18 protein-coding genes are annotated in these 22,652 nt (G+C 69.8%); 10 read left to right on the forward strand and 8 right to left on the reverse strand.

What is annotated here, in order from left to right:
• Positions 1 to 8: 8 nt before the first annotated feature.
• Together AC4FS2_RS01390 and AC4FS2_RS01395 are read right to left on the reverse strand one after the other, a co-directional pair.
• Positions 9 to 2,543 (reverse strand): LuxR C-terminal-related transcriptional regulator, encoded by a 2,535-nt coding sequence (locus tag AC4FS2_RS01390; protein ID WP_491176278.1) that lies wholly within the window; start codon positions 2,541 to 2,543, stop codon positions 9 to 11.
• A 36-nt stretch (positions 2,544 to 2,579) separates the two neighbouring features.
• Positions 2,580 to 4,613 (reverse strand): Hsp70 family protein, encoded by a 2,034-nt coding sequence (locus AC4FS2_RS01395; protein ID WP_491176280.1) that lies wholly within the window; start codon positions 4,611 to 4,613, stop codon positions 2,580 to 2,582.
• A gap of 335 nt (positions 4,614 to 4,948) precedes the next feature.
• Here AC4FS2_RS01395 and groES point away from each other — a divergent pair, with 335 nt between their 5' ends.
• The 3 genes from groES (at position 4,949) to AC4FS2_RS01410 (ending at position 7,787) form a co-directional block, all read left to right on the forward strand.
• Positions 4,949 to 5,245 carry a co-chaperone GroES gene (groES, locus tag AC4FS2_RS01400; RefSeq protein WP_135063578.1) on the forward strand — a complete coding sequence of 99 codons (297 nt, stop codon included), beginning with the start codon at positions 4,949 to 4,951 and terminating at the stop codon, positions 5,243 to 5,245.
• Between the two features lie 135 nt (positions 5,246 to 5,380).
• The gene (rarD, locus tag AC4FS2_RS01405; RefSeq protein ID WP_491176282.1) at positions 5,381 to 6,346 is read left to right on the forward strand and encodes an EamA family transporter RarD; all 966 of its coding nucleotides are present in this window, start codon (positions 5,381 to 5,383) and stop codon (positions 6,344 to 6,346) included.
• A gap of 160 nt (positions 6,347 to 6,506) precedes the next feature.
• A complete protein-coding gene (locus AC4FS2_RS01410; RefSeq protein ID WP_491176285.1) occupies positions 6,507 to 7,787 on the forward strand; it encodes an ABC transporter substrate-binding protein in 1,281 nt (426 codons plus the stop codon).
• Between the two features lie 266 nt (positions 7,788 to 8,053).
• On the opposite strand, the gene AC4FS2_RS01415 is transcribed toward AC4FS2_RS01410, so the two are convergent.
• The 4 genes from AC4FS2_RS01415 to AC4FS2_RS01430 form a co-directional block, all read right to left on the reverse strand.
• Positions 8,054 to 8,791, reverse strand: a complete 738-nt coding sequence (locus tag AC4FS2_RS01415; RefSeq protein ID WP_491154157.1) for an ABC transporter ATP-binding protein — start codon at positions 8,789 to 8,791, stop codon at positions 8,054 to 8,056.
• The gene (locus AC4FS2_RS01420; RefSeq protein ID WP_491177783.1) at positions 8,788 to 9,723 is read right to left on the reverse strand and encodes an ABC transporter ATP-binding protein; all 936 of its coding nucleotides are present in this window, start codon (positions 9,721 to 9,723) and stop codon (positions 8,788 to 8,790) included. Before AC4FS2_RS01420 ends, AC4FS2_RS01415 begins: the two co-directional genes overlap by 4 nt.
• A gap of 91 nt (positions 9,724 to 9,814) precedes the next feature.
• Positions 9,815 to 10,795 carry a branched-chain amino acid ABC transporter permease gene (locus AC4FS2_RS01425; protein WP_491154155.1) on the reverse strand — a complete coding sequence of 327 codons (981 nt, stop codon included), beginning with the start codon at positions 10,793 to 10,795 and terminating at the stop codon, positions 9,815 to 9,817.
• An 8-nt stretch (positions 10,796 to 10,803) separates the two neighbouring features.
• Positions 10,804 to 12,126, reverse strand: coding sequence for a branched-chain amino acid ABC transporter permease (locus AC4FS2_RS01430; protein ID WP_491176286.1), 1,323 nt, complete (start codon positions 12,124 to 12,126; stop codon positions 10,804 to 10,806).
• 263 nt (positions 12,127 to 12,389) lie between these two features.
• Here AC4FS2_RS01430 and guaB point away from each other — a divergent pair, with 263 nt between their 5' ends.
• The 6 genes from guaB to AC4FS2_RS01460 all read left to right on the forward strand — a co-directional run bounded on the left by guaB (position 12,390) and on the right by AC4FS2_RS01460 (position 19,699).
• Entirely contained in the window at positions 12,390 to 13,892 is a 1,503-nt protein-coding gene (gene guaB / locus AC4FS2_RS01435) for an IMP dehydrogenase (protein ID WP_491154152.1), read from the forward strand.
• Positions 13,893 to 13,967: 75 nt separating this feature from the next.
• Entirely contained in the window at positions 13,968 to 15,083 is a 1,116-nt protein-coding gene (locus AC4FS2_RS01440) for a GuaB3 family IMP dehydrogenase-related protein (RefSeq protein ID WP_491155684.1), read from the forward strand.
• A 31-nt stretch (positions 15,084 to 15,114) separates the two neighbouring features.
• Positions 15,115 to 15,981 carry an SURF1 family protein gene (locus AC4FS2_RS01445; RefSeq protein ID WP_491154151.1) on the forward strand — a complete coding sequence of 289 codons (867 nt, stop codon included), beginning with the start codon at positions 15,115 to 15,117 and terminating at the stop codon, positions 15,979 to 15,981.
• 9 nt (positions 15,982 to 15,990) lie between these two features.
• Complete coding sequence (locus AC4FS2_RS01450) at positions 15,991 to 16,512, forward strand: DUF3817 domain-containing protein (RefSeq protein ID WP_491176288.1); 522 nt, start codon at positions 15,991 to 15,993, stop codon at positions 16,510 to 16,512.
• Positions 16,513 to 16,538: 26 nt separating this feature from the next.
• A complete protein-coding gene (guaA, locus tag AC4FS2_RS01455; RefSeq protein WP_491177785.1) occupies positions 16,539 to 18,137 on the forward strand; it encodes a glutamine-hydrolyzing GMP synthase in 1,599 nt (532 codons plus the stop codon).
• Positions 18,138 to 18,307: 170 nt separating this feature from the next.
• Positions 18,308 to 19,699 carry a glycosyltransferase gene (locus AC4FS2_RS01460; RefSeq protein ID WP_491176290.1) on the forward strand — a complete coding sequence of 464 codons (1,392 nt, stop codon included), beginning with the start codon at positions 18,308 to 18,310 and terminating at the stop codon, positions 19,697 to 19,699.
• Between the two features lie 387 nt (positions 19,700 to 20,086).
• Here the strand turns inward: AC4FS2_RS01460 and AC4FS2_RS01465 are convergent, their stop codons facing one another.
• Complete coding sequence (locus tag AC4FS2_RS01465) at positions 20,087 to 20,800, reverse strand: MBL fold metallo-hydrolase (protein WP_491154143.1); 714 nt, start codon at positions 20,798 to 20,800, stop codon at positions 20,087 to 20,089.
• An 81-nt stretch (positions 20,801 to 20,881) separates the two neighbouring features.
• On the opposite strand from AC4FS2_RS01465, the gene AC4FS2_RS01470 reads away from it, so the two are divergent.
• A complete protein-coding gene (locus AC4FS2_RS01470; RefSeq protein WP_491154141.1) occupies positions 20,882 to 21,427 on the forward strand; it encodes a TetR/AcrR family transcriptional regulator in 546 nt (181 codons plus the stop codon).
• Here the strand turns inward: AC4FS2_RS01470 and ligD are convergent.
• Positions 21,407 to 22,621 carry a non-homologous end-joining DNA ligase gene (gene ligD, locus AC4FS2_RS01475; protein WP_491154140.1) on the reverse strand — a complete coding sequence of 405 codons (1,215 nt, stop codon included), beginning with the start codon at positions 22,619 to 22,621 and terminating at the stop codon, positions 21,407 to 21,409. The two genes, AC4FS2_RS01470 and ligD, sit on opposite strands and share 21 nt — an antisense overlap.
• Between the last annotated feature and the right edge of the window lie 31 nt (positions 22,622 to 22,652).

Below are 22,652 nucleotides of genomic sequence, written 5' to 3' on the forward strand. Positions count from 1 at the left end.
CGTGGTGCTCAGGCGAACTCCGCCGTGCGGGCGGATCGGCGGAGGTCGCCGGGCTCGGCGGCGTCTTCGAGAACGAGACGGAGTTTCGCGATGAGATCGGATCGCGACGTCGCGCCCAGGCGCCGGCGAATGCGGGCGATATGGTGCTCAGCCGTGCGAGGTGAAATGAAGATCGACTCGCCGATCTCTGCGTAGGTCTTCCCCTGAACGACCAATACCGCCACGTCGCGTTCGCGCGCGCTGAGAACCTCGATCGCCCGGGTGAGGGACCCCGTCGTCCCGCTCGCTTCTTCGTCGGGCGTCCGGTCGAGTTCTTCCCGCGGGTGCAGCTGCCGCGCGCATGCCAGCAGGCGTGCGATGACGCGGCGGTCTTCGGTCCGTCCGGCCCCGTGGCCGGCAAGCCGGGCGCCGTCCCACGCGAGGCCGACGGCTGCAAGCCCCAGGGCGGCGTGTTCGATGTCGTCCACGTCGACCTGACCGGTCAGCACCTCGGTCCACACCTTGCCGGCCCGGGCCATCATCTTCGCCAGCCGATTGTGCGGTGCCGCGGCAAGGAGCGCCCGCGCGTGCGGCGCCAGATCACCGGGCTGGTTCAGGATGATGCTGCAGTGCAGCCCCGCCCAGTTGAGGTGACTCGACCACATGGGCGGCGACCCCAGGCGCTCGACGGCGGCATACGCCTCATCGAGGTTGGGGCGGATCCGATCCATGTCGCCCAACCGCGCCGCGCTGACGGCGAACTCGGTGAGCGGGAGGAGGGAATAGAGGTCGAAACGCGCGCGGAGGATGCTCTCGCGCGCGAGCCGCCAGGCCGGCGCGAGCGCCGAGGAGTCCGCGTATCGTCGGGTCAGAGCCATGGTGATCGCGTCGGCCAGGATCCGCTCGCGCGGTGCCAGTTTCCGGCCGATCTGAGCGTGCTGAAGAGCGATCTCGGCCTCGTGCGGTCGCTCGCGCTGGACGGCGATCCATGCCTGCCAGAGCAGAAGGCGGGAGCGCGCCCAGGTGCCGCCGTGGCGGGTCTGCACGGCCGCGTCGATCACGGTGTGGGCCACGTTGAGCTCTCCGAGGCTGAGCGCGGCGATGGCCGCGATCACGGCCGGCAGCTCAGGAGTGGGGGCATCGCACGCCGATGCCGTGTACATCTCGGTGGCCCGCACAAGGTCGCTCAAACACGTGCGCGCCTGTGTACCGAGGCTCGCGCGGAGACCTCGCGCGAGGAGGTCCTGGGACACGATCAGGGTCGACGGGACCGCCCGCGCGGGGCGTACGTCCGCGAGGCGGTCGAGTTCCTCGACGTCGCCCGCGCCGATCGCCGCGATCGTGGCATGGGCCACCGCATCGGGAGAGCCCAGCGCGGTATGTGTGAGGACGGTGGACGCCATCCGCATGTCGCCTCGCGCCGCCCAGACGGCCGCCGCGATCGAGCCCGCCTCGGCGAAGGTCGCGTGCGGGGGTTCTATCGCCGCGGCATCCAGCACCGTCCCGGCGGTGTCGATCGCCCCGGCGTTCCACGCCGCCCGTGCTCGCCGCACGGCGACGGTCCGCGGATCGGCGCCGGCCTCACCGGCGGCCCGGAACAGTTCGTCGGCACGACGGGGGTCACGCGGAAGGGCCGCGTCGCCGTCGAGCAGGAGCGCCGTAGCGACGCGCGGATGGTGCAGGCCGCCGAGAAGCTCACGCAGTGTGGGATCCGTCTCCGTCATGCCCGATTCCGCGTACAACCCGACCAACCGGTCGATGCCGATCGTGGCGCGCACGGTGTCACGGACCACCGGTGCCGGCTGCCCGTTGCGCAGCAGGAGCCCTTTCGCGTGGCCGGCGTGCGACCACTGCGCTGCCTCATCCGAGGGGAGGCTCTGAGGCGTGAGGCACAGCGTCTCGATCGCCCGCCGGAGGTCATCGTCCAATCCGGCGATGCGGTGCGCGATGATGTCGCGCAGCTCTTCCCGCACGCTGTGGTGTGCCGCATCCTCGTCGCAGTTGTCGCTGTGCACCGCGAGCGCCTCCGAGACCAGCCACGTGAGATGCCCGGTGAGGTCGAGGATGCTGTCGATACAGCGCGGTGTGATCCGGCATCCCTTCTCCGCGCATTCGTCCAGCACGTCGGCACGCGTCACATGGCCCAGCACGATCGCCGGATGCACCTTCTCCAGCTCCTCGGCGACCGCACGCAGCTCGTCGCGGGCGGGCCACGGGCGCATGGCGAGGACGATGCCCGCGCCGGGGATGCGGAGCCGCTCGGCCACCGCGGCGAGGTCGTCCGGGTGAAGGAGATGAGCATCGTCGACGACGACGACCTCGGTGGCAGACGCGGACGCGATGGCGCTCGCCGATTGCGCCGGCACGGCGGTACGCCCGTCCTGCGCGAACTGCGCGAGAAGCCGCCGGATGAGGCGCGTCTTCCCCGAACCCGCCGTCCCGACGAGCAGCACGCGCGGGGCGCGGTCATCGTGGACGAGCGCCTCCACGTGCATGCGCGCCGGGCGCGTCAGGATCATCGGAACGCCGTCGAACTCCTCGTGGAGCAGGGGAGAGATGGGCATGGTCGCCGTGGTCGCCATCGTCCGGACCCGTGCGGCTCAGGCAGCCGAGATCGGCGAGGGAGCGGGTGCGGGCTCCTCGGCGGGCGGGGTCGACTCGCCGCCACCGTTTCCGCCGCCGTCGTGATCGCCGCCGCCGCCGTGGCCGCCGCCACCACCGCCACCGTGGCCGCCGCCGTCGTGGCCGCCGCCGCCGTGGCCGCCACCACCACCGCCGTGGCCGCCACCGCCTCCGGTGTCACCGCCACCGGTGCCTGCGTCGCCGCCGGTGCCTGTGTCGCCCCCGGTGCCTGTGTCGCCTCCGCCGGTGTCGCCTCCACCGCCGGTGCCTGTCTCGCCTCCGGTGCCCGTGTCGCCTCCGGTGTCACCGCCGCCGGTGCCTGCGTCGCCTCCGGTGCCTGCGTCGCCTCCGGTGTCGTCGCCCGTGCCGCTCCCGGTTGCGGGGTCGGTGGCGGGGGAGCCGGTGGACGGTCCCGCCGGCGTCCCGGTCGATGCGGGATTACCCGAGCCCGACGGTGTCGACGGCGATGCGGCCGTCGACTTCGGTGCGGTCGCCGTGCGTGGAGCCTCCGGCGCCGCGGTCCGCTTCGTGCCGGGGGTCGGGCCCGCCGGCTTCTTCGCGGGCGGGCGCTGGGAGGACTGGGCGGACGGTGCGGACGGGGTCTGTACCTCGGCCACCGGCTCGACGATCGCCTCCGCGACGGGCGCTTCGACCGAGGCTGAGTCGTCGACGTCGTCCAGGGCGACGGGCGCTGTCGTCATCCCTGCCCGCTCGGATGCGGTGATCACGCCGGTGCCGAGCGCCGGTGCAGCAGCGACCCCCATGCCGGTGACGAGGATCGCCGCGCCCACGGTGATGTACGCGGCACTCGGCAGCCGCCGGAACCAGGCCCGACGCGGAGCGGCAGACGCCGGAGCCGGCGTCTCGAAGATCGCGAGCGCCGCATCCGTGTCATCCGCGTCGTCGCCGGCGTGCGCCGCGACGGCAGCCCGGGCCGCGTCGGCGGCGGCCCTCGCCGCGCCGAGCGCGATGATCGCCTTCGGGTCGGCGTCCAGGGCGATCGGACGGTCGAACCGCTCCGACAGCACCTGCGCGACGCGCGGGATGCGTGAGGTTCCGCCAGTGAGGAGGATCGCGTCGACGTCCGCGAGCTCGACGTCCGCGGCATCCAGAGCATCCTGGAACGCCTCGACCGTGCGCTCCAGGTCGTCGGCGATCATGAGCTCGAACTCGTCGCGGCTCAGGCGCACGCTGCGCTGGTCGCCGCCGACGAGCACGGGCACCACGGCCTCCGAATCGAACGACAGCGACTCCTTCGCGTCGACGCACTCGCGGCGGAGCGCCGACAGGGCCATCCGCCCCGCGGCGGTTCCCGAGAGAGTCGTCGCGTCGACCTGTGCGGTCCGCACGACGTGGCGCACGACCGCGTCATCGAAGTCGGCACCTCCGAGGTCGGGGATCCCCGACGGTGCACCGACGATGCGAACCTCGCCGTGCGCGTCCTTCTTCAGCGCGACCGCGTCGAACGTCCCCCCGCCGAAGTCGTACACGGCGAGCACCCGTCCTGCGTCCAGCGGATTGGTCGACTCGTAGTGCCGTGCGGCAGCTTCGGGTTCGGAGATCACGACGACATCGCGCCATCCCTGGGTCGCCAGGGCCGCCCGGACGAGACCGCTGCGATAGTCGCCCCAGGCCGCCGGCACGGTGATCGCCAGCTGGGCCGGCGTATCTCCCTCGCGCTCCACGACGACCCGCGCGGCCCAGTCCACCGTGAGGGCGTACAGCTCCTCCGGCGCGAACGCGCGGTCGCCCGCGAGGATCGGCACGTCGTCGCCGATCCTGCGCTTGTACTCGCGGATCAGGCGGTCGGGCTGCGTATGACCGCGCCGTTCGGCGGCGTCGCCGAACAGCAGTTCGCCGTCGGCGGCGAAGGCCACGGTCGGTGCATTGTCACCGCTGCGCCCCAGAGGCACCGGTGTCGCCAGCAGACTGCCGTCTGGAGCAGACCTCGCGATAGCCGCCGAAGTGCGGCTCGTTCCGATGTCGATCGCCAGAAAGTACGCAGCATTCATATTGTTTTCCCCCGGACGAAGGTGCGCCGAAACACACCCGCTCGTCTCCACACCATCGGTATGGAATGCCTTGCGACATCCCCACTGATGTCCCAATTCGTCGGCCCGTGCCCCCTACGTGCCGACCTGTGATCGGGATTCTTACACACGCATCAACCGATAGGAAGAGAGGTCGGAACACGCCCGCCGTGCTCGTGCGCCCACGTCCGGAGTGCAGGGATTGGCACTCGCGTTGCATGAGTGCCAACTCTTTCCGTAGACTGGCGTTAGCACTCTCCATGGGTGGGTGCTAACGAGTCTTCCGTACCGAAGCGTCAAGAAAGAAGAGGTAGACCGTGTCGGTTTCCATCAAGCCGCTCGAGGACCGCATCGTCATCCAGCAGGTCGAGGCAGAGCAGACCACCTCCAGTGGTCTCGTCATCCCTGACACTGCCAAGGAGAAGCCCCAGGAGGGCGAGGTCGTGGCCGTCGGGCCGGGCCGCATCGACGACAACGGCAACCGCGTCCCGCTGGACGTCGCCGTCGGCGACCGCGTCATCTACAGCAAGTACGGCGGCACCGAGGTGAAGTTCGGGGCCGACGAGTACCTCGTGCTCTCGGCGCGCGACGTGCTCGCAGTCGTCGTCCGCTGACGCACACGTTCTGACGAAGGCCCCGGATGCTGCGGCATCCGGGGCCTTCTGCATCCCCGCGCGGTTCCCTCCGGCGCCTAGGGCGGCGCGCCTAGGGCGGCGCGCCTAGGGCGGGGCGCCCGTAGGCTTGATCGAGTGACCCGGACGACCGACCACCTCCCGTCCGCACCCCGCCGGTCCGAGGGCCGCGAAACGTTGCTCGGCGGGGGGTACGCCTTCGTGGCGTACCTCATGTGGGGGGTCCTGCCGCTGTACTTCGTCTCGCTGGCGCCGACCGGGCCGTGGGAACTCGTCGCATGGCGGATCGTGCTGTCGCTGGTGTTCTGCGTCGCCCTGCTCGCCGTCACGCGGGCGTGGCGGCCGCTCCTGGCGATCCTCCGCCAGCCGCGTCTGCTCGGCTGGACCGCCTTGGCGGGGGCGCTCATCTACGTCAACTGGCAAATCTACGTGCTCGCCACCCTCACCGGCCACGTCATCGAGACGAGCCTCGGGTACTTCATCAATCCGCTCGTGACCGTCATGCTCGGCGTTTTCCTCCTCCGCGAGCGCCTTCGCATCACGCAGTGGGTCGCGCTGGGGATCGCTGCCGTCGCGGTGATCGTGATCATCGTCGGGTATGGCGCCTTCCCGTGGATCGCGCTCGGGCTGGCGTTCTCCTTCGGCCTGTACGGACTGGTGAAGAAGCGCATCGGCGGGGCCGTCGACGCCGTCAGCGGACTGACGCTCGAATCGGCGTGGCTCACTCCCGTCGCTCTCGTCCAGCTCGCCATCGTCGGCGCCACCTCGGGCCTCACGCTCTTCACGGCCGGCGCCGGGCACGCCATCCTTCTGCTCCTCGCGGGCGTCGTGACGGCCACTCCGCTGCTGTTCTTCGCCGCCGGTGCCCGCCGCACGCCGCTGACGGTCATGGGGATGCTGCAGTTCGTGGCGCCCATCCTGCAGTTCTCGATCGGGGTGTGGGTGCTGGGCGAGCCGATGCCCCTGGAGCGCTGGATCGGATTCGGGCTCGTCTGGGTGGCCCTGATCCTGCTCACCGCGGACTCGGTGCGAGGTGCACGGCGCGGGCGCGGGGCGACCGCGGATGTGGCGGAACTGGCCTGACGCGCGGCCCGAGGGCCGCAGCATCCGTGCCAGGTAACGATTGGGTCCCGTTACACATCGTTAACGAACGGCAATACTCGCGAGATGCCCCGCGCATTAGGTTTAGCTCACTGGTGGCGCCCGAGTTGGCCCGCCTTCATACACAGCAGCAAGGAGCAACATGAGCGTCTTCACACGTTCGCGCGCCGGTAAGGTCATCGGCGGCATCGCCGTGGTCGGTGCCAGCGCGCTCATTCTCGCCGGGTGCGCCGGCGGCGGCGGCGAAGCCGCCGAGAGCGGCGACTCGTCGTCCGAGGTCGGCGGCGAGCTCGACCTCAAGATCGGCACCGCGCTTCCTCAGACCGGAAACCTGGCCTTCCTCGGCCCGCCGGAAGAGGCCGGCGTCGGCTACGCCGCCTCACAGATCAACGAGATCTCCGATGAGACCGGCCTGTCCATCGAGGTGGCGTTCGGTGACTCCGGCGACACCGACAACAAGGCATACGAGACCGAGATCCCCCGCCTGCTGGGCGAGGACGTCTCCGCGATCATCGGTGCTGCCTCGTCCGGCACGTCGCTTCAGTTCATCGACCAGGTCGTCGGCGCGGGCGTCATCCAGTTCTCGCCGGCCAACACGTCGGACGCCTTCACCACCTACGAGGACAACGGGCTGTACTTCCGCACCGCACCCTCCGACGTGCTGCAGGGCGAGGTGCTCGGTAACCTCATCGCGGAGGACGGCAACCAGACCCTCGGTCTGATCGTGCTGAACGACTCGTACGGTACCGGCCTGGCCAAGTACGTCTCGGAGGCCTTCGAGGCCGCCGGTGGCGAGGTCGTCGCGGAGACCACTTACAACACCGGTGACACCACGTTCGACACGCAGATCAGCGAGGTCCTCGCGGCCGACCCCGACGCGATCGCCCTGATCACGTTCGACGAGGTTGCCACGATCCTGCCGAGCCTGTTCGGTCAGTACCCCGCCGAAGACCTGTACTTCGTCGACGGTAACCTGAAGAACTTCGGTGACACGTTCCCGGCCGGCTCCCTCACGGACGCCAAGGGCACGCTGCCCGGTCTGTCGATCGACTCGATCGCCGACTTCACCTCCGAGCTCGACGCCTTCGTCGAGGCCGAGGGTGACCCGGCTCTGGAGGACTACAGCTACGCGGCTGAGTCTTACGACGCCACGGTCCTGCTCGCGCTCGCCTCGCTGGCAGCCGGTTCGACCGACCCCGCCGACATCGCCGAGAAGCTCGTCGAGGTCTCCGGTGGTTCGGGCGACGGTGAGACCTGCTCGACGTACGCGGACTGCGCCCAGATCATCCTGGACGGTGGCACCGCGGACTACGACGGCATCTCGGGTCCGATCACGTTCGACGAGGTCGGCGACCCGACCGAGGCGTCGATCGGCATCTACCAGTTCGGCGAAGACAACAACTACGTCGCATACGAGGGCTGATCACCGCATTCACGCGAAAGGCCCCGGTCGCAAGACCGGGGCCTTTCCCGTTCCCGGGGCGCGCCGCTCGGGGGGAGCGGTTCGCGAGTGCACGAGTTCTTTGCGAGTGCACGGGTTGTTTGCGTGATGAGGTCGTGCGTTCGGCAGCATCCCGTGCACTCGGGGCACCAGCACCCCGCTGCGCGGGCGCGGGGACGGCAGAGGGGGGATGCCGCGGGGCATCCCCCCCTCGAAGAGCCCGGGTTACCGGCCTCGAAGAGTCCGGGTTACTGGCCCAGCGTGCCGAGGTACAGCTCGGTGACCTTGGGGTCGTTCAGCAGCTCGCGCCCGGTGCCGGTGTAGGCGTCGCGACCCTGGTCGAGGACGTAGCCGCGGTCGCAGATCTGCAGGCACCGGCGGGCGTTCTGCTCGACCATGATGCAGGTCACGCCGGCCTTGTTGATCTCCGAGACGCGGATGAACGCCTCATCCTGACGCACCGGCGACAGACCCGCTGACGGCTCGTCCAGCAGCAGCACCTTGGGGTCCATCATGAGCGCTCGGCTCATGGCGACCATCTGGCGCTCACCGCCGGAGAGCGACCCGGCGCGCTGCTTGAGGCGTTTGCCCAGTTCGGCGAAGATCCCGGTGACGAACTCGAGGCGCTCCTTGTAGATCTTGGGGTTCTGGTAGAGCCCCATCTGCAGGTTCTCTTCGATCGTGAGACTCGGGAAGACGTTGTTGGTCTGCGGGATGAAGCCGACCCCGCGCCCGACCAGCTTGTTGGCCCGGAGCCCCGTGATCTCTTCACCTTCCAGGAGCACGCGGCCGCTGCGCACGTTCACCTGCCCGAAGATCGCCTTCAGCAGCGTCGACTTGCCGGCGCCGTTGGGCCCGATGATGCCGATGAGCTCGCCCTGGTGGGCGGTGAGGGAGCAGCCGTTGAGGATGTTCACACCGGGGAGGTACCCGGCGTGGACGTCGTCGACGAAGACGACCGCGGTGTCGGTGGCAACGGCGCTCATGAGCGGTTCTCCTCGTCTTCGGCGACGCCCTGGTCTACGAGGAGGGCGGCGCTGGCGCTCTGGGATGCTGCGGCATCCGTCGTGGGATCGGCTGCGACCACGGGGATGCGCCCGGTGACGACGCCGAGGTCGAGTTCTTGGTGCGCGCCGAGGTACGCGTCGATGACGGCCGGGTTCTTCATGACCGACGTCGGATCGCCCTCGGCGACGATACGGCCCTCGGCCATGACGATGACCCAGTCGGCGATGTGGCGGACCATGTGCATGTCGTGCTCGACGAACAGCACCGTCATCCCGAGATCCTTGAGGTCGAGGATGTGGTCCAGCAGCGACTGGGTGAGGGCCGGGTTCACGCCCGCCATCGGCTCGTCCAGCATCACGAGCGTGGGCTGGGTCATGAGCGACCGCGCCATCTCCAGGAGCTTTCGCTGACCGCCGGAGAGGGACGCGGCGAAGTCGTCGGCCTTCGTGTCCAGCTTGAACTTCTGCAGCAGGACCTCGGCGCGTTCTTCGATCTCCGCGTCCTGCCCGCGCCAGGCAGCGGGGATGAGGCTCGAGAAGAAGCGCTCGCCGCGCTGCCCCGTGGCGCCGAGCTTCATGTTCTCCATGACCGTGAGCAGGCCGAGGGCCTTCGTCAGCTGGAACGTGCGCACCAGCCCCAAGCGCGCGACTTTGTAGGCCGGAACGCCGGAGAGCGACTTGCCGTCGAACGTCCACGACCCCGTGTTGGGCTTGTCGAACCCGGTGAGGAGGTTGAACAGTGTCGTCTTGCCGGCGCCGTTCGGTCCGATCAAGGCGGTGATCGCGCCGCGGGGGACCTCGAGGTGCTCGACGTCGACGGCGTTCACGCCGCCGAACGAGCGGGTGATGTTGTCGGCCACGATGATCGGGTCGACCTTCTTCACACCCGGGGCCGCCTCACCCACGTGCAGGCCCGTGGCTTTCGGGCGGGGCGTGGGGGAGGTCGTCGCGGGGACGGCCGACGCGTCCACACCCTCGGAATCGGCACCGCTCGGAATGCTGTTACCGGACAAAGGTCAGCTCCTTCTTGTTGCCGAGGATGCCCTGCGGCATGAAGATCACCAGCAGCATCAGTGCGATGCCGACCAGGATGAAGCGAAGCGTACCCGCCTGGATCTGTGACATGAAGGGGAGGACGCCGGCCTCCACGAGCGCGGGCAGGACGTTCGAGAGGAAGGTCTGCAGTGCCCAGAAGATGAGGGAACCCAGGAGCGGTCCGAACACCGTCGCGGCGCCGCCGAGGAGCAGAGCGGTCCACACGAAGAACGTCAGGGACGTGACGTACACGCCGGGGCTGACCGCGGAGGGCAGGGCGTACACGATCCCACCGGCCGCGGCGAGCATGCCGCCGAGCACGAGCGACTGCAGCTTGTACGAGAACACGTTCTTCCCGAGCGAGCGCACAGCGTCCTCGTCTTCGCGGATGCCCTTCAGGACGCGCCCCCAGGGGCTGCGCATCAGCATCCACACCACCAGCACCGCGATGCCGAGGGTGACCAGGCCCATGATGCGCACCCACCAGCCGTTCTCGTTATACGTCCACGGGCCGAGGCCGTAGGTGCCGTCGGGGAGTGGATTCGAGGCGCGGAAGCTCGCGTGGTAGCCGCTGAGCCCGTCGGCCGAGCCGGTGAACTCGTCGAACGCGGTGGTGAGGAAGAGGAGCCGCACCACTTCGGCTGCGGCGATGGTCACGATGGCGAGGTAGTCGCCGCGCAGCCGCAGGGTTGGGATGCCCAGGATGAGGGCGAACACGGCGGCGGCGGCCAGTCCGACCAACGCCCCGGCCCACCAGGGGAGGCCGAAGGAGAGGATCGAGATCGCGTAGCCGTACGCGCCGATGGCCATGAAGCCGGCGATGCCCATGTTGATCAGGCCCGCGTAGCCGAAGTGCACGGCCAGGCCGAGGGCCGCCAGCGCGTAGCCGATCGTGGCCGGGCTCAGGATCGACGAAGCCGTGTTGGAGAGGATGGGAAGCCATTCCATTTGCGCGCCTAACCTATTCTCTCGCGGCGGCCGAGGATGCCCTGCGGTCGGAACAGCAGGATCACGATGAGGATGAACAGAGCAACGGCGTACTTGAGGTCGGACGGGATCCCGAAGAGGGTGGATACCTCGACGAGGAGCCCGACGATGATCGACCCGATGAGGGCGCCGTAGGCGGTGCCGAGACCGCCGAGGGTGACCGCGGCGAACATGAGCAGGAGTACCTGCGCCCCCATGTCCCACTTGATGCCCGGGCGGTAGTAGGCGTAGAGGATGCCCGCGAGGGCGGCCATCGCGCCGGAGACGACCCAGATGATCCGGACCACGAAGTCGACATCGATACCGGATGCGGCCGCCAGCGACGGGTTGTCGGAGATCGCGCGGGTCGCCTTGCCCAGGCGCGACCGGGTCAGCCACAGCGCGAAGACCACGATCACGATGATGGAGATGCCGATCGAGACCAGGTCGATGACGCTGAGCTGAACGGAGCCGAACAGCGGGATCTTCGGTGCGGAGGAGAACGGAAGCTGGCTCGTGCCGCCGCCGATGAAGAACTGGTAGACGTACCGGAGCGTCAGCGACAGGCCGATGCTCACGATCATGAGTTGCACGACGCCGACCCGGCGCCGCCTGAGCGGGCGCCACAGCACCATGTCCATCACGAGCCCCAATGCCGCCCCCAGCAGCACGGCAAGGGGGAAGCCGAGCCACCAGGGCAACGCGAGGGTGGCAGGGCCGACGAGGAACAGCGCCGCCACCGCTCCGAAAGTGACCATCTCGCCGTGGGCGAAGTTGGAGATACCCGTCGTGCCGAAGACCAGGGAGAGTCCCACGGCCGCCAGCGCCAGCATCAGACCGAAGCTGAGGCCCTGCACGACCCGCTGGACCAGCTGATCGACGAAGCTGGTGACGTTGCGCTCACCTTCGCCGATGAAGAAGTTCACGGTGACGCGGCCGCCCGCACCCACCTCGACCTCTTTGACGTTGGGGGTGTCGTCCTCGGCCTCCACGACCGCGATGCCCTCCGGCAGGGTGTCCTCGTCGAGTTCGACGGTGTATTCCTCGCCGCGCTCGGGAACCCCGACGCGCCACTGACCCTCGGCATCCGTCTCGGCTTCCTGCTCACCGCCGGGGCCGTCGATCACGAGGACGACTCCCTCCAGCGGCTCGCCGTCGAGTTGGACGTTTCCGCTGATGCGGTACGGGTCGTCCTCGGCCGCGACGGCGGGTGCCGCCCCGGCGAAGACGCCCAGCAGCGTGAGCAGGAGCGTGAAGACAGCGGGAAGGGTTCTCGCGCGGCTTCGACGCGGCCCATTGGTCGTGGGACTCACAAATCCTCCAGTCGGCGGTGGCCGAGGTCGGGTGTCTCGCATCGGCGGTGACGCACGACGCTACGAGCGTAATGTGTCGGCAGTGTTTCACCCACTCGACGGGAGTGGTGCGTGATCGGATCGGAATACTTCGGACACCTGAGCCGTTCCTGTCCTTTGTCGGGTATTTCCCCGCCGCCCCGACCTAGAATCGAAAGAGCGCGGGCTTCCGCGCACCGGCCGTCGTCGTCCCTCGAGCAACGCGCCGCGCGCGCAGGAGAACCATGGAGAACCACGACCCCTTCGGCTTTGTCGGCCTGACGTACGACGATGTCCTGCTGCTGCCCGGACACACCGATGTCATCCCGAGCGAAGCCGACACGTCTTCGCGCGTGACGCGACGGATCACCGTGGCAACGCCGCTGTTGTCGGCGGCCATGGACACCGTCACGGAGGCGCGTCTGGCGATCGCCATCGCCCGCGAAGGGGGCCTGGGCATCCTGCACCGCAACGCCTCCATCCAGGAGCAGGCCGCGATGGTCGACCGCGTGAAGCGGAGCGAGTCCGGCATGATCACCGATCCGATCACCACCACCCCCGACGCCTCGATCGAAGAGGTCGACGGGCTGTGCGCGAAGTACCGCATCTCGGGTCTGCCGGTCATCGATGACGACGGTCGCCTGGTGGGCATCATCACCAACCGCGACATGCGGTTCGTCTCCGGATTCGAGCGCCAGACCACCAAGGTGCGCGACGTCATGACGAGCGACGGGCTCATCACGGGTCGAGTCGGCATCGGAGCGAACGAGGTCATCGCGCTGTTCGCGCAGCACCGCGTGGAGAAGCTGCCGCTTCTGGACGACGACGGCAAGCTCGCCGGCCTCATCACGATCAAAGACTTCGACAAGAGCGAGAAGTATCCGCTTGCCACGAAGGACGAGCACGGCCGGCTGCGGGTCGGTGCCGCGATCGGCTTCTTCGGGGATGCCTGGGAGAGGGCTGAAGCCCTCCGCGATGCGGGCGTGGACGTGCTCGTCGTCGACACGGCGAACGGACAGTCCGCGGGCGTCATCGACATGGTCCGCCGGCTGAAGACCGACCCGACCTTCGCGCACATCGACGTCATCGGGGGCAATGTGGCCACCCGCGAGGGCGCCCAGGCGCTCGTGGATGCCGGGGCGGATGCGGTCAAGGTCGGCGTCGGGCCGGGCTCGATCTGCACGACGCGCATCGTCGCGGGCGTGGGCGTCCCCCAGGTCACCGCGATCTGGGAGGCCTTCCAGGCGACGCGGGAGGCCGGCATCCCGGTCATCGCCGACGGCGGTCTGCAGTACTCCGGTGACATCGCCAAGGCGCTCGTCGCGGGAGCCGACACCGTCATGCTCGGGTCGCTCCTCGCCGGCACCGACGAATCGCCGGGCGAGATCGTCTTCCAGGGTGGCAAGCAGTTCAAGCAGTACCGCGGCATGGGATCGCTCGGTGCCCTGCAGACGCGTGGCAAGAAGACGTCCTACTCCAAGGACCGCTACTTCCAGGCCGACGTCCCCAGCGACGACAAGCTCATCCCGGAGGGTATCGAGGGTCAGGTCGCCTACCGCGGTCCGCTCTCCGCTGTCGCGTACCAGCTGGTCGGCGGTCTCCGGCAGTCGATGTTCTACGTCGGTGCCCGCACGATCGAGGAGCTGAAGGCCAAGGGCCGCTTCGTTCGGATCACCTCCGCGGGCCTGAAGGAGTCGCACCCGCACGACGTGCAGATCGTCGTCGAGGCCCCCAACTACAAGAGGTAACCGGTCGACTCGCCATTACGCGTCCGACCAGCCCCGACCGCCGGCGGAACCCCCGGGTAGGCTGGACCGGTGACCATGGAGATCGACCTCGGCCGTGCCAAGCGTGCGCGCCGCGCCTATACGTTCGACGACATCGCGGTCGTGCCGTCCCGGCGCACCCGCAACCCCGAAGACGTCTCGACGGCGTGGACGATCGACGCCTTCCCGTTCCAGATCCCGGTCCTCGGCGCCCCGATGGACTCCGTCGTCAGCCCGCGTACGGCCATCATGCTCGGCCAGCTGGGCGGCCTGGGCGTTCTCGACCTCGAAGGGCTGTGGACGCGCTACGACGATCCCGAGCCGCTCCTGGATGAGATCGCGCGGCTGGATGATGCGGATGCCACGCGCCGCATGCAGGAGATGTACTCCCAGCCCATCCGGCCCGAACTCGTGCGCGATCGGCTCGCCGAGATCCGCGCCGCCGGGGTGACCGTGGCCGGTGCTCTGACGCCGCAGCGGACGCAGGAGCTGTACGAGACCGTGGTCGCCGCCGGCGTCGACCTGTTCGTCATCCGCGGCACGACGGTGTCGGCCGAGCACGTGTCGAGCGTCGCCGCGCCCCTGAACCTGAAGAAGTTCATCTACGACCTCGACGTGCCCGTCATCGTCGGTGGCGCCGGCACGTACACCGCCGCCCTCCACCTCATGCGGACGGGCGCCGCCGGAGTGCTCGTCGGATTCGGCGGGGGTGCAGCCTCCACGACCCGCGCGACCCTCGGCATCCATGCCCCCATGGCCACCGCCGTCGCCGACGTCGCCGGCGCCCGCCGCGATTACCTCGACGAGTCGGGCGGCCGTTACGTGCACGTCATCGCGGACGGCGGCGTGGGAACCTCCGGCGACATCGTCAAGGCGCTCGCGATGGGCGCGGATGCGGTGATGCTCGGCGTCGCGCTGGCCCGCGCCACCGACGCCCCCGGCCGGGGATTCCACTGGGGTCCGGAGGCCCACCACCCGCAGCTGCCGCGCGGACGCCGCGTGCGCGTCGATCAGACCGGCCCCCTCGAAGAAGTGCTGTACGGACCCGCACCGGTGTCCAACGGCACGGCGAACCTCATCGGAGCGCTCCGGAAGTCCCTGGCAACCACGGGGTACTCCGATCTCAAGGAGTTCCAGCGCGTCGAGGTCGTCGTTGCCCCCTACGGCAGCTGATGCAGCCCTCCCTCCCTCGCCGGGGCGGGCGATGAGCGACGCCCCCGACACACTGCCCGAGGTCTTCCCGCCTACCCTGCGGGAGGTGCTCCTCCGACCGCAGTGGCTCGCGATGCTGGCGCTCTGCCTGGTCGTGGCCGGGGTCTTCGCGTGGCTCGGTCAGTGGCAGCTCGGCCGCGCGATCGATACGTCGCCGCCCCCTCCGGGCATGACGGAAGAGCTCCGGCCGCTCGCCGACGTCGCGCAGCCGGGGGAGTACCTGCCCGAGCCGCTCGTCGGCCAGCAGGTCGAGACCGTCGGACGCTGGATCCCGGATGACTTCCTGGTGGTCTCGGCGCGGGTGAACGACGGCGTGGAGGGATTCTGGGTCACCGGACAGTTGCGCCTCGCCGACACGGACGTCCCCACCTCCCTGGCCGTGGCCGTGGGGTGGGCACCGGACCGCGCGTCGGCCGAATCCGCCGCATCCGCCCTGTCGGAGGAGGCGAGGGAGAATCCGGATGCGCTGGTGGAAGTGACCGGCCGTCTCATCTCGGACGAGGGGCCGGCGCTTCCTCCCGCCTCAGATCCGCAGGAGATCACCCGCATGTCGCCGCCCGCGCTGCTCTCGCGGTGGCACGACATCGAAGGCATCGACGTGTATCGCCCGTACCTGGTCTCCTTCGAGGCGCTCGGCGGGCTCGAGGAGATCTCGTCACCGGCCCCCGAAGAGGGGAGCAACGTCAACTGGCTGAACATCTTCTACGCCGTGGAGTGGGCCGTGTTCGCCGGCTTCGCCTTCTACCTCTGGTACCGGCTCGCGCGCGACGCGTGGGAGAGGGAACTCGAAGACCTCGAGGACGCTGCAGCGGAGGCCGCGAGCACTCCGGGGGACGGCGGCTCAGGGGCGCGCGGGTAGACTGGAAACATGCCTGCTGCCCCGAAGCTCGCCTCTTTTCCGGCGATCCGTGGAGCGCTGAAGTTCTACCAGGTCGCCTCCATCATCACCGGTGTCGGCCTGCTCCTTCTGCTGACGGAGATGATCTTCAAGTACACGCCCCTGCACCTCGAGCTGTTCGCGGGCGGGAGCGGTGGGGCGCTGTGGTTCGCGACGGTGATCGCCGGCCCCGGATGCGAGTGGTGGTCGCTGTTCCTCCCCGGGACCAACAGCTGCGAGATGATCTCCACCGGCGACGGCTTCAACATTTCGCTCTTCATCCTCGTCGCCCACGGCTGGTTCTACGTCGTGTACCTGTTCGCCTGCTTCCGCCTGTGGAGCCTCATGCGCTGGCGTCTGCCGCGCTTCCTGCTCCTCGCCCTCGGCGGCGTGGTGCCGCTGTCGTCCTTCTTCCTCGAGGCGGCCACCGCCCGGCAGGTGCGCACGTACCTCGCCGAGCGCGAAGCCGCTGAGGCACCCGCATTGGTCCCCGCTCCGGAAGGCATCCGTTGACCGAACAGCCCGACAGCGCAGCATCCATTGCCGACGCCAGCGCCCCCGACAGTGCCACCGGCACCGAGCAGCGCCCCGTCCTCGTCGTCGACTTCGGCGCGCAGTACGCCCAGCTGATCGCCCGCCGCGTTCGCGAGGCGGGGGTCTACAGCGAGATCGTGCCGCACACCGCCACGGCTGCGGAGATCGCCGCGAAGAGCCCCGTGGGCATCATCCTCTCCGGCGGCCCGTCGTCGGTGTACGAGGAGGGCGCCCCGTCGGTGGACGCGGGCGTCTTCGACCTCGGGGTGCCCACCCTCGGCATCTGCTACGGGTTCCAGGTCATGGCGCAGGCGCTCGGAGGTGAGGTCGCCCACACGGGGCTCCGCGAATACGGTGCGACCGACGCGACGATCGTGACCGAGGGGACGCTCCTGCAGGGCCAGCCCCCGGCGCAGAACGTCTGGATGAGCCACGGCGACCAGGTGTCGCGGGCTCCCGACGGATTCGAGGTGCTCGCTCGTACGGCCGCGACGCCCGTGGCCGCGTTCGGCAACGACGCACGGCGCATGTACGGCGTCCAGTGGCACCCCGAGGTCAAGCACACCGACCACGGCCAGGCCGTGCTGGAGAACTTCCTGCACCGCGCGGCAGGTCTTGCCGCCGATTGGAACAGCGGCAACGTCATCGCCGAGCAGGTGGAGAAGATCCGCGCGCAGGTGGGCGATGCCCGGGTGATCTGCGGACTGTCCGGTGGGGTCGATTCCGCCGTCGCGGCCGCTCTCGTGCACAAGGCCGTCGGCGACCAGCTCGTCTGCGTGTTCGTGGACCACGGCCTCCTCCGCAAGGGCGAACGCGAGCAGGTCGAGAACGACTACGTCGCGTCCACGGGCGTGCGCCTGGTCACCGTCGACGCGCGGCAGCAGTTCCTCGACGCGCTCGCCGGGGTGAGCGACCCCGAGCAGAAGCGCAAGATCATCGGCCGCGAGTTCATCCGCGTCTTCGAAGCCGCCGAGGCCGAGCTCGTCGCGGAAGCCGCCGCCGACGGCGAGCCGATCCGGTTCCTCGTGCAGGGGACGCTGTACCCCGACGTCGTCGAGTCCGGCGGCGGCAGCGGAACGGCCAACATCAAGAGCCACCACAACGTCGGCGGTCTCCCGGAAGACCTCCAGTTCGAGCTCGTCGAGCCGCTGCGCACCCTCTTCAAGGACGAGGTGCGGGCGATCGGCCGCGAGCTGGGCCTGCCCGAGGTGATCGTCGGACGCCAGCCGTTTCCGGGCCCCGGCCTCGGCATCCGGATCGTCGGTGAGGTCACCGCTGACCGTCTCGAGATTCTGCGTGACGCCGACGCGATCGTCCGCGCCGAGCTGACCAAGGCGGGTCTGGACGCGGAGATCTGGCAGTGCCCCGTGGTACTCCTCGCCGACGTGCGCTCCGTGGGGGTGCAGGGTGACGGACGCACGTACGGTCACCCGATCGTGCTGCGCCCGGTCTCCAGTGAAGATGCGATGACCGCGGACTGGACGCGCCTGCCGTACGACGTTCTCTCCCGCATCTCGAACCGCATCACCAACGAGGTGCGCGAGGTCAACCGGGTCGTGCTCGACGTGACGTCGAAGCCGCCGGGGACCATCGAATGGGAGTGAGCCCCCATGTCCTCCCTCGGCTGTCTGGTGGGCGGCTCCGCGCTCGGTGACGTCCTGTCCCGACCAAGAGCGGGGGCCCCTACCCCGATTGGCCGGGACAGGACATCACTACGCGCTCCGTCGCTCGGTAGCCGGAGCGAAACCGAACCCGGTGGGCAGTGGGGGACGGGATGACGGAGTTTCCGGACGCGTGGTACCTCGTGCTGTCGAGCCGGCTCATCCCTGATCTCGACGGCGGATACACGATCGCGACGCTCGCGCGCGCCCGGCAGATGGCCGAAGCCGGCGTCGAGGGCGGCCGAGGTCCGCTGCTGCTCACGGTGGATCCGGGCGCCGTCGCCGACCACGCCGCGCACCGGGCGGAGTTCGCGCGGCGGGGCGCCGTCATCGCGGCCGACCGGATACGGAACCTCTTCGACGAGGCGGCCGATCCGCGCGGCGGCGCGGCGGCGTGGCTCCGGGGCGCCGCGCATCCCGGAGAGGCCGATCCGGCGCTCGCCTATCGATCGATCGCGGATGCAGCGGGCCGGCCCGTCGTGGACCTGCCGGTGATCGCGGGTGACCCCGACTGGCACATCAGCACCGCTCCGGTCGTCGTGCGCGACCGACACGGCGGTGCGGTAGGGGTGATCGACGGGTTCGGTGCGCTCTATCGCGCGTGGCTGGCATTCGTCGTGGCAGAGCTGCGGTCGATCGCAGACAAGCCGGTGGTCGTCGTGTGCGAGTCCCGGCAGCTCGGCGAGCTGCTCGCCGGATGGGACGACCCCGGCGTGCGCCTCGTCCACGCCATCCACACGATCCACCTCGAGCCGCCGTACACGCCGGACGCGGAGCTGAACCCTCTGTGGACCCGATGGTTCACGCTCGCTGAGCGTTTCGACGCCGTGTTGTGGCCCACCGCGACGCAGCGCATCGACGTGCAGGACCGGTTCGGAGCATCCGACGTGCACGTTCTCGCGCCGCACGGCGTCCCGGCGGCCGAAGCGGTCGTGCCGGTTGCCGACCGCGTGCCCGGGCGGGTGGTGATGCTCGGGCGGCTGGCGCCCGGCAAGCGCATCGATGCAGCGATTCGCACGTTCGCACGCGTCGTCGAGGCGGTGCCGGACGCGCGGCTCGACATCTACGGCGAGGGCTCGGAGCGGGCACGACTGCAGGGCCTCATCGATGAGCGGGGGCTTTCCGCAATCGTCGCGCTACGCGGAGCCACCGGCGATCCCGGCCGGGTGCTGGACGAGGCGGCGGTGTACCTGCAGACTTCCGCGTTCGAGGGACAGGGTCTCGCTCTGGCCGAGGCGCTCGTCCACGGCTGCCCGGCCGTTGTCTTCGACGTCCGCTACGGCCCGCGTGATCAGCTCTCCTCCGGCGGCGGGATTCTGGTGCCCGACGGCGACGAGGAGAGCCTCGCAGCGGCGGTGGTGGACGTGCTCACCGACACCGCCCTGCGGGAGCGTCTCGCGGTCGAAGCGGTCGCCGCATCCCGGGCGCTGGACCCCGATCGCGCCATGTCGGCGCTCGCATCCGCGGTGACGGACGTGCTTGCCCGGCCCTCCCGGCGCGTCTGACCCGCGACGGCGTCTCCGGCCGGCCGGCCACCACGGCGCGGCGCGCGCGGCGACGTCTCCGGCTGGCGCCAGGCGCGCGTGATGACGTCGCCGCCCGGCGCCCGGCGCGCGTGACTCCGCGTATCGCGGGTCGTGCGGCCACCGCGGTACGGGGCCAACTCCCCGCCGGCCGCTCTCGCGCTCCGGCATCCCGCCCGCTCTCGCGCTCCGGCATCCCGCCCGCGTTCCCGGGGCCGGGGCGGTGGGCATCCTCCGCGCCTAACTCAGGCTGAGTGTGAACGCGTCTGGCCGCGCGCCGCGGAAATCCGCGGGTGTGCGGAACCGACCGCCGCATCCATCCTGAGTTGGGGCGGAGCGGGGCCGCCGCCGCACTCCGCGCCTGGGGTCTCAGGCCGCCACCGCCCGCACGGCCGCCGCCGCCTCCGCCGGCGATCCGCGGAACGGGGCGCCGTGCCCGGGGAGGACCCAGGATGCCTCGAGCGGGGCCAGGCGGTCGAGCGACGCCAGGGCCTCGGCCGGCTCGTCGGTGAAGGGTGCCGGCTGCATCCCGAGCCGGCCCGTGAGCACGTTGCGTGAGGTGAGCGCATCGCCGACGAACACCGCATCCGCGACGGGGGAGTACACCGCGATGCTGCCCGGGGAGTGACCGGGCATGCCGATGATCTGCGGGGCGCCCGGGAGATCCAGCACGTCACCGTCGTGCACCTCGACGACCTCGGTCAGATAGTGCGTCCGCATCCCGCCCTTGCGCAGGCTGTACGCGAAGAAGCCGAGGGTCGGCGCCAGCCGCAGCGCACCCATGGGCGTCTTCGGCTTCTTCCCGGTGCGTGCGCGGACGGCATCGGCCGTGTGGACGAACACCGGCACGCCGTGGTCGCGTCGCAGGCGCTCGGCGAAACCGATGTGGTCGCTGTCGCCGTGCGTGAGGATGACGCCCTTGATGTCGTCGATCGAGCGGCCGAGGGAGCGCAGTTCGGCTTGCAGATCGCGCCAGTGGCCGGGGAGTGCCGTGTCGACCACGGTGATGCCGTCGGGGGTGTCAATGAGATGGGCCGCCACGATGTCGTTCCCGAGGCGGGAGAGGTGGGGTGCGAGTCGCATGAGAGGACAATCCTGTCTGTGGTTAGTATGGCTATGGTACATAGCTATGATAGCTTATGTCAATAGCCATGAGGAGGGCGCATGCCGACACCCGAGCGCACGTCGTTGGACCAGATCGTCGCGGCTGCCCGTGAGCTGCTCGAGGCAGGCGGCCCGGCACGCGTGACAATGCAGGCGGTGGCCGAGAGAGTCGGCGTGCGCGCGCCGTCGCTGTACAAACGCGTGCGCGACCGTGAAGGTCTCCTCGCCCTCGTCGCCACCGCGATCGCGGAGGATCTGCGAGCCGACCTCGAGGCGACGGACTCGATCGAGGGCCTCGCGCGCGCGTTCCGCGCGTTCGCGCGCCAGCAGCCCGAGGGATTCCGGTTTCTGGTGGGCGGTCATGCCGATCCGGAGGTCCTCGCCCGCGTGAGCGAACCCGTCCTGAGGGCAGCTCGCGCCGCGGTCGGGGAGGAGCATGCGCTGGATGCCGCGCGACTCATCACGGCCTGGGCGCTGGGGTTCATCACGATGGAGCTCGCCGGCGCCTTCCGGCTCGGCGGCGACGTCGATGCCGCATTCGAGTACGGGCTCGCCCGCTTGTCCGCGTCCCTCCGTGTCCGGGATTCAGGCCCAGGGGTCGTATGACGCGAGCAGCTCGCCCTGCGGCGGGCGTTCCGGCTCGGGTACGTGCTGGAGGTTCACGCGCACGCGGTACCAGAGCGAGCTCGACCCGCGCATGCCGTCCACGAGGACATCGGCAGGATGCAGCATCCCCGCGACCTTCGGATGCTGCGTCTTCCACGATTCGAGAAGCTCGAGCGCCTCGGGCTTCGTCTTGGTGCGGGCGATCTCGATGAGCGGCATCGTGGATGCCCGTCGTCCGGAGCCGTCGGAGTCGCGCGGCGGCTTCTCGGCGGGTCCGAGATCTTCGGCGAGCTGGAGCAGGCCTTCGAGCGATCCGACCGCGTCGTCGATGCCGCGGTGCGGGTCACCGATGTCGGCGTAACGGTCGCGCACGCTGCGGATGGTGAACTCCTCGGGACGCCTGGTGCGGACCTCCTCCCAGGTCAGCGGCGTCGAGACGCGCGCGTCGGGGAGGGGACGGATGGAGTAGGCCGACGCGACCGTGCGGTCCTTGGCGTTCTGATTGAAGTCGACGAAGACGCTCTCGCCGCGCTCCTCCTTCCACCAGCGCGCCGTCGCCAGCCCCGGCGCCCGGTTCTCCACCTCCCGCGCGAGCGTCTCGGCGGCGAGGCGTACCTGACGAAAGTCCCAGTCCGGGGCGATGCGGACGAGGATGTGAAGGCCCCGCGAGCCGCTCGTCTTGGGCCATCCGACCAGGCCGTAATCCGTCAGAACGTCCCGTGCGATGAACGCGACATCGACGATCTGCGACCAGTCGACACCGGGCATCGGATCCAGGTCCACGCGCAGCTCGTCGGGATGGTCGAGGTCTTCGGCGCGCACGGGGTGCGGGTTCAGGTCGAGGCAGCCGAGGTTCGCGATCCACGCGAGCCCCGCAGCATCCCGCACCACCGTCTCCTCAGCCGACGTGCCGCGCGCGTAATGCAGCGTCGCGGTGTCGATGAAGTCGGGGTGGTTCTCCGGCACGCGCTTCTGGAAGAACGCCTCCTGATCGATGCCCTTCACGAACCGTTTGAGCACCATCGGCCGGCCGCCCGCACCGCGCAGCGCACCGTCGGCTACGGCGAGGTAGTACCGGACGATGTCGAGCTTCGTGATCCCCGGCTCGGGGAACACCACACGGTCGGGGCTCGTCACGCGGACCTCATGCCCGTCGACCTCGAGGATCTCGGCGGGGGTCTTTGACGGACTCATGCCGCCGAGGGTATCCGTGCAGTGGATGCGG

This window comes from Microbacterium sp. Z10_103 (genome assembly GCF_058310455.1).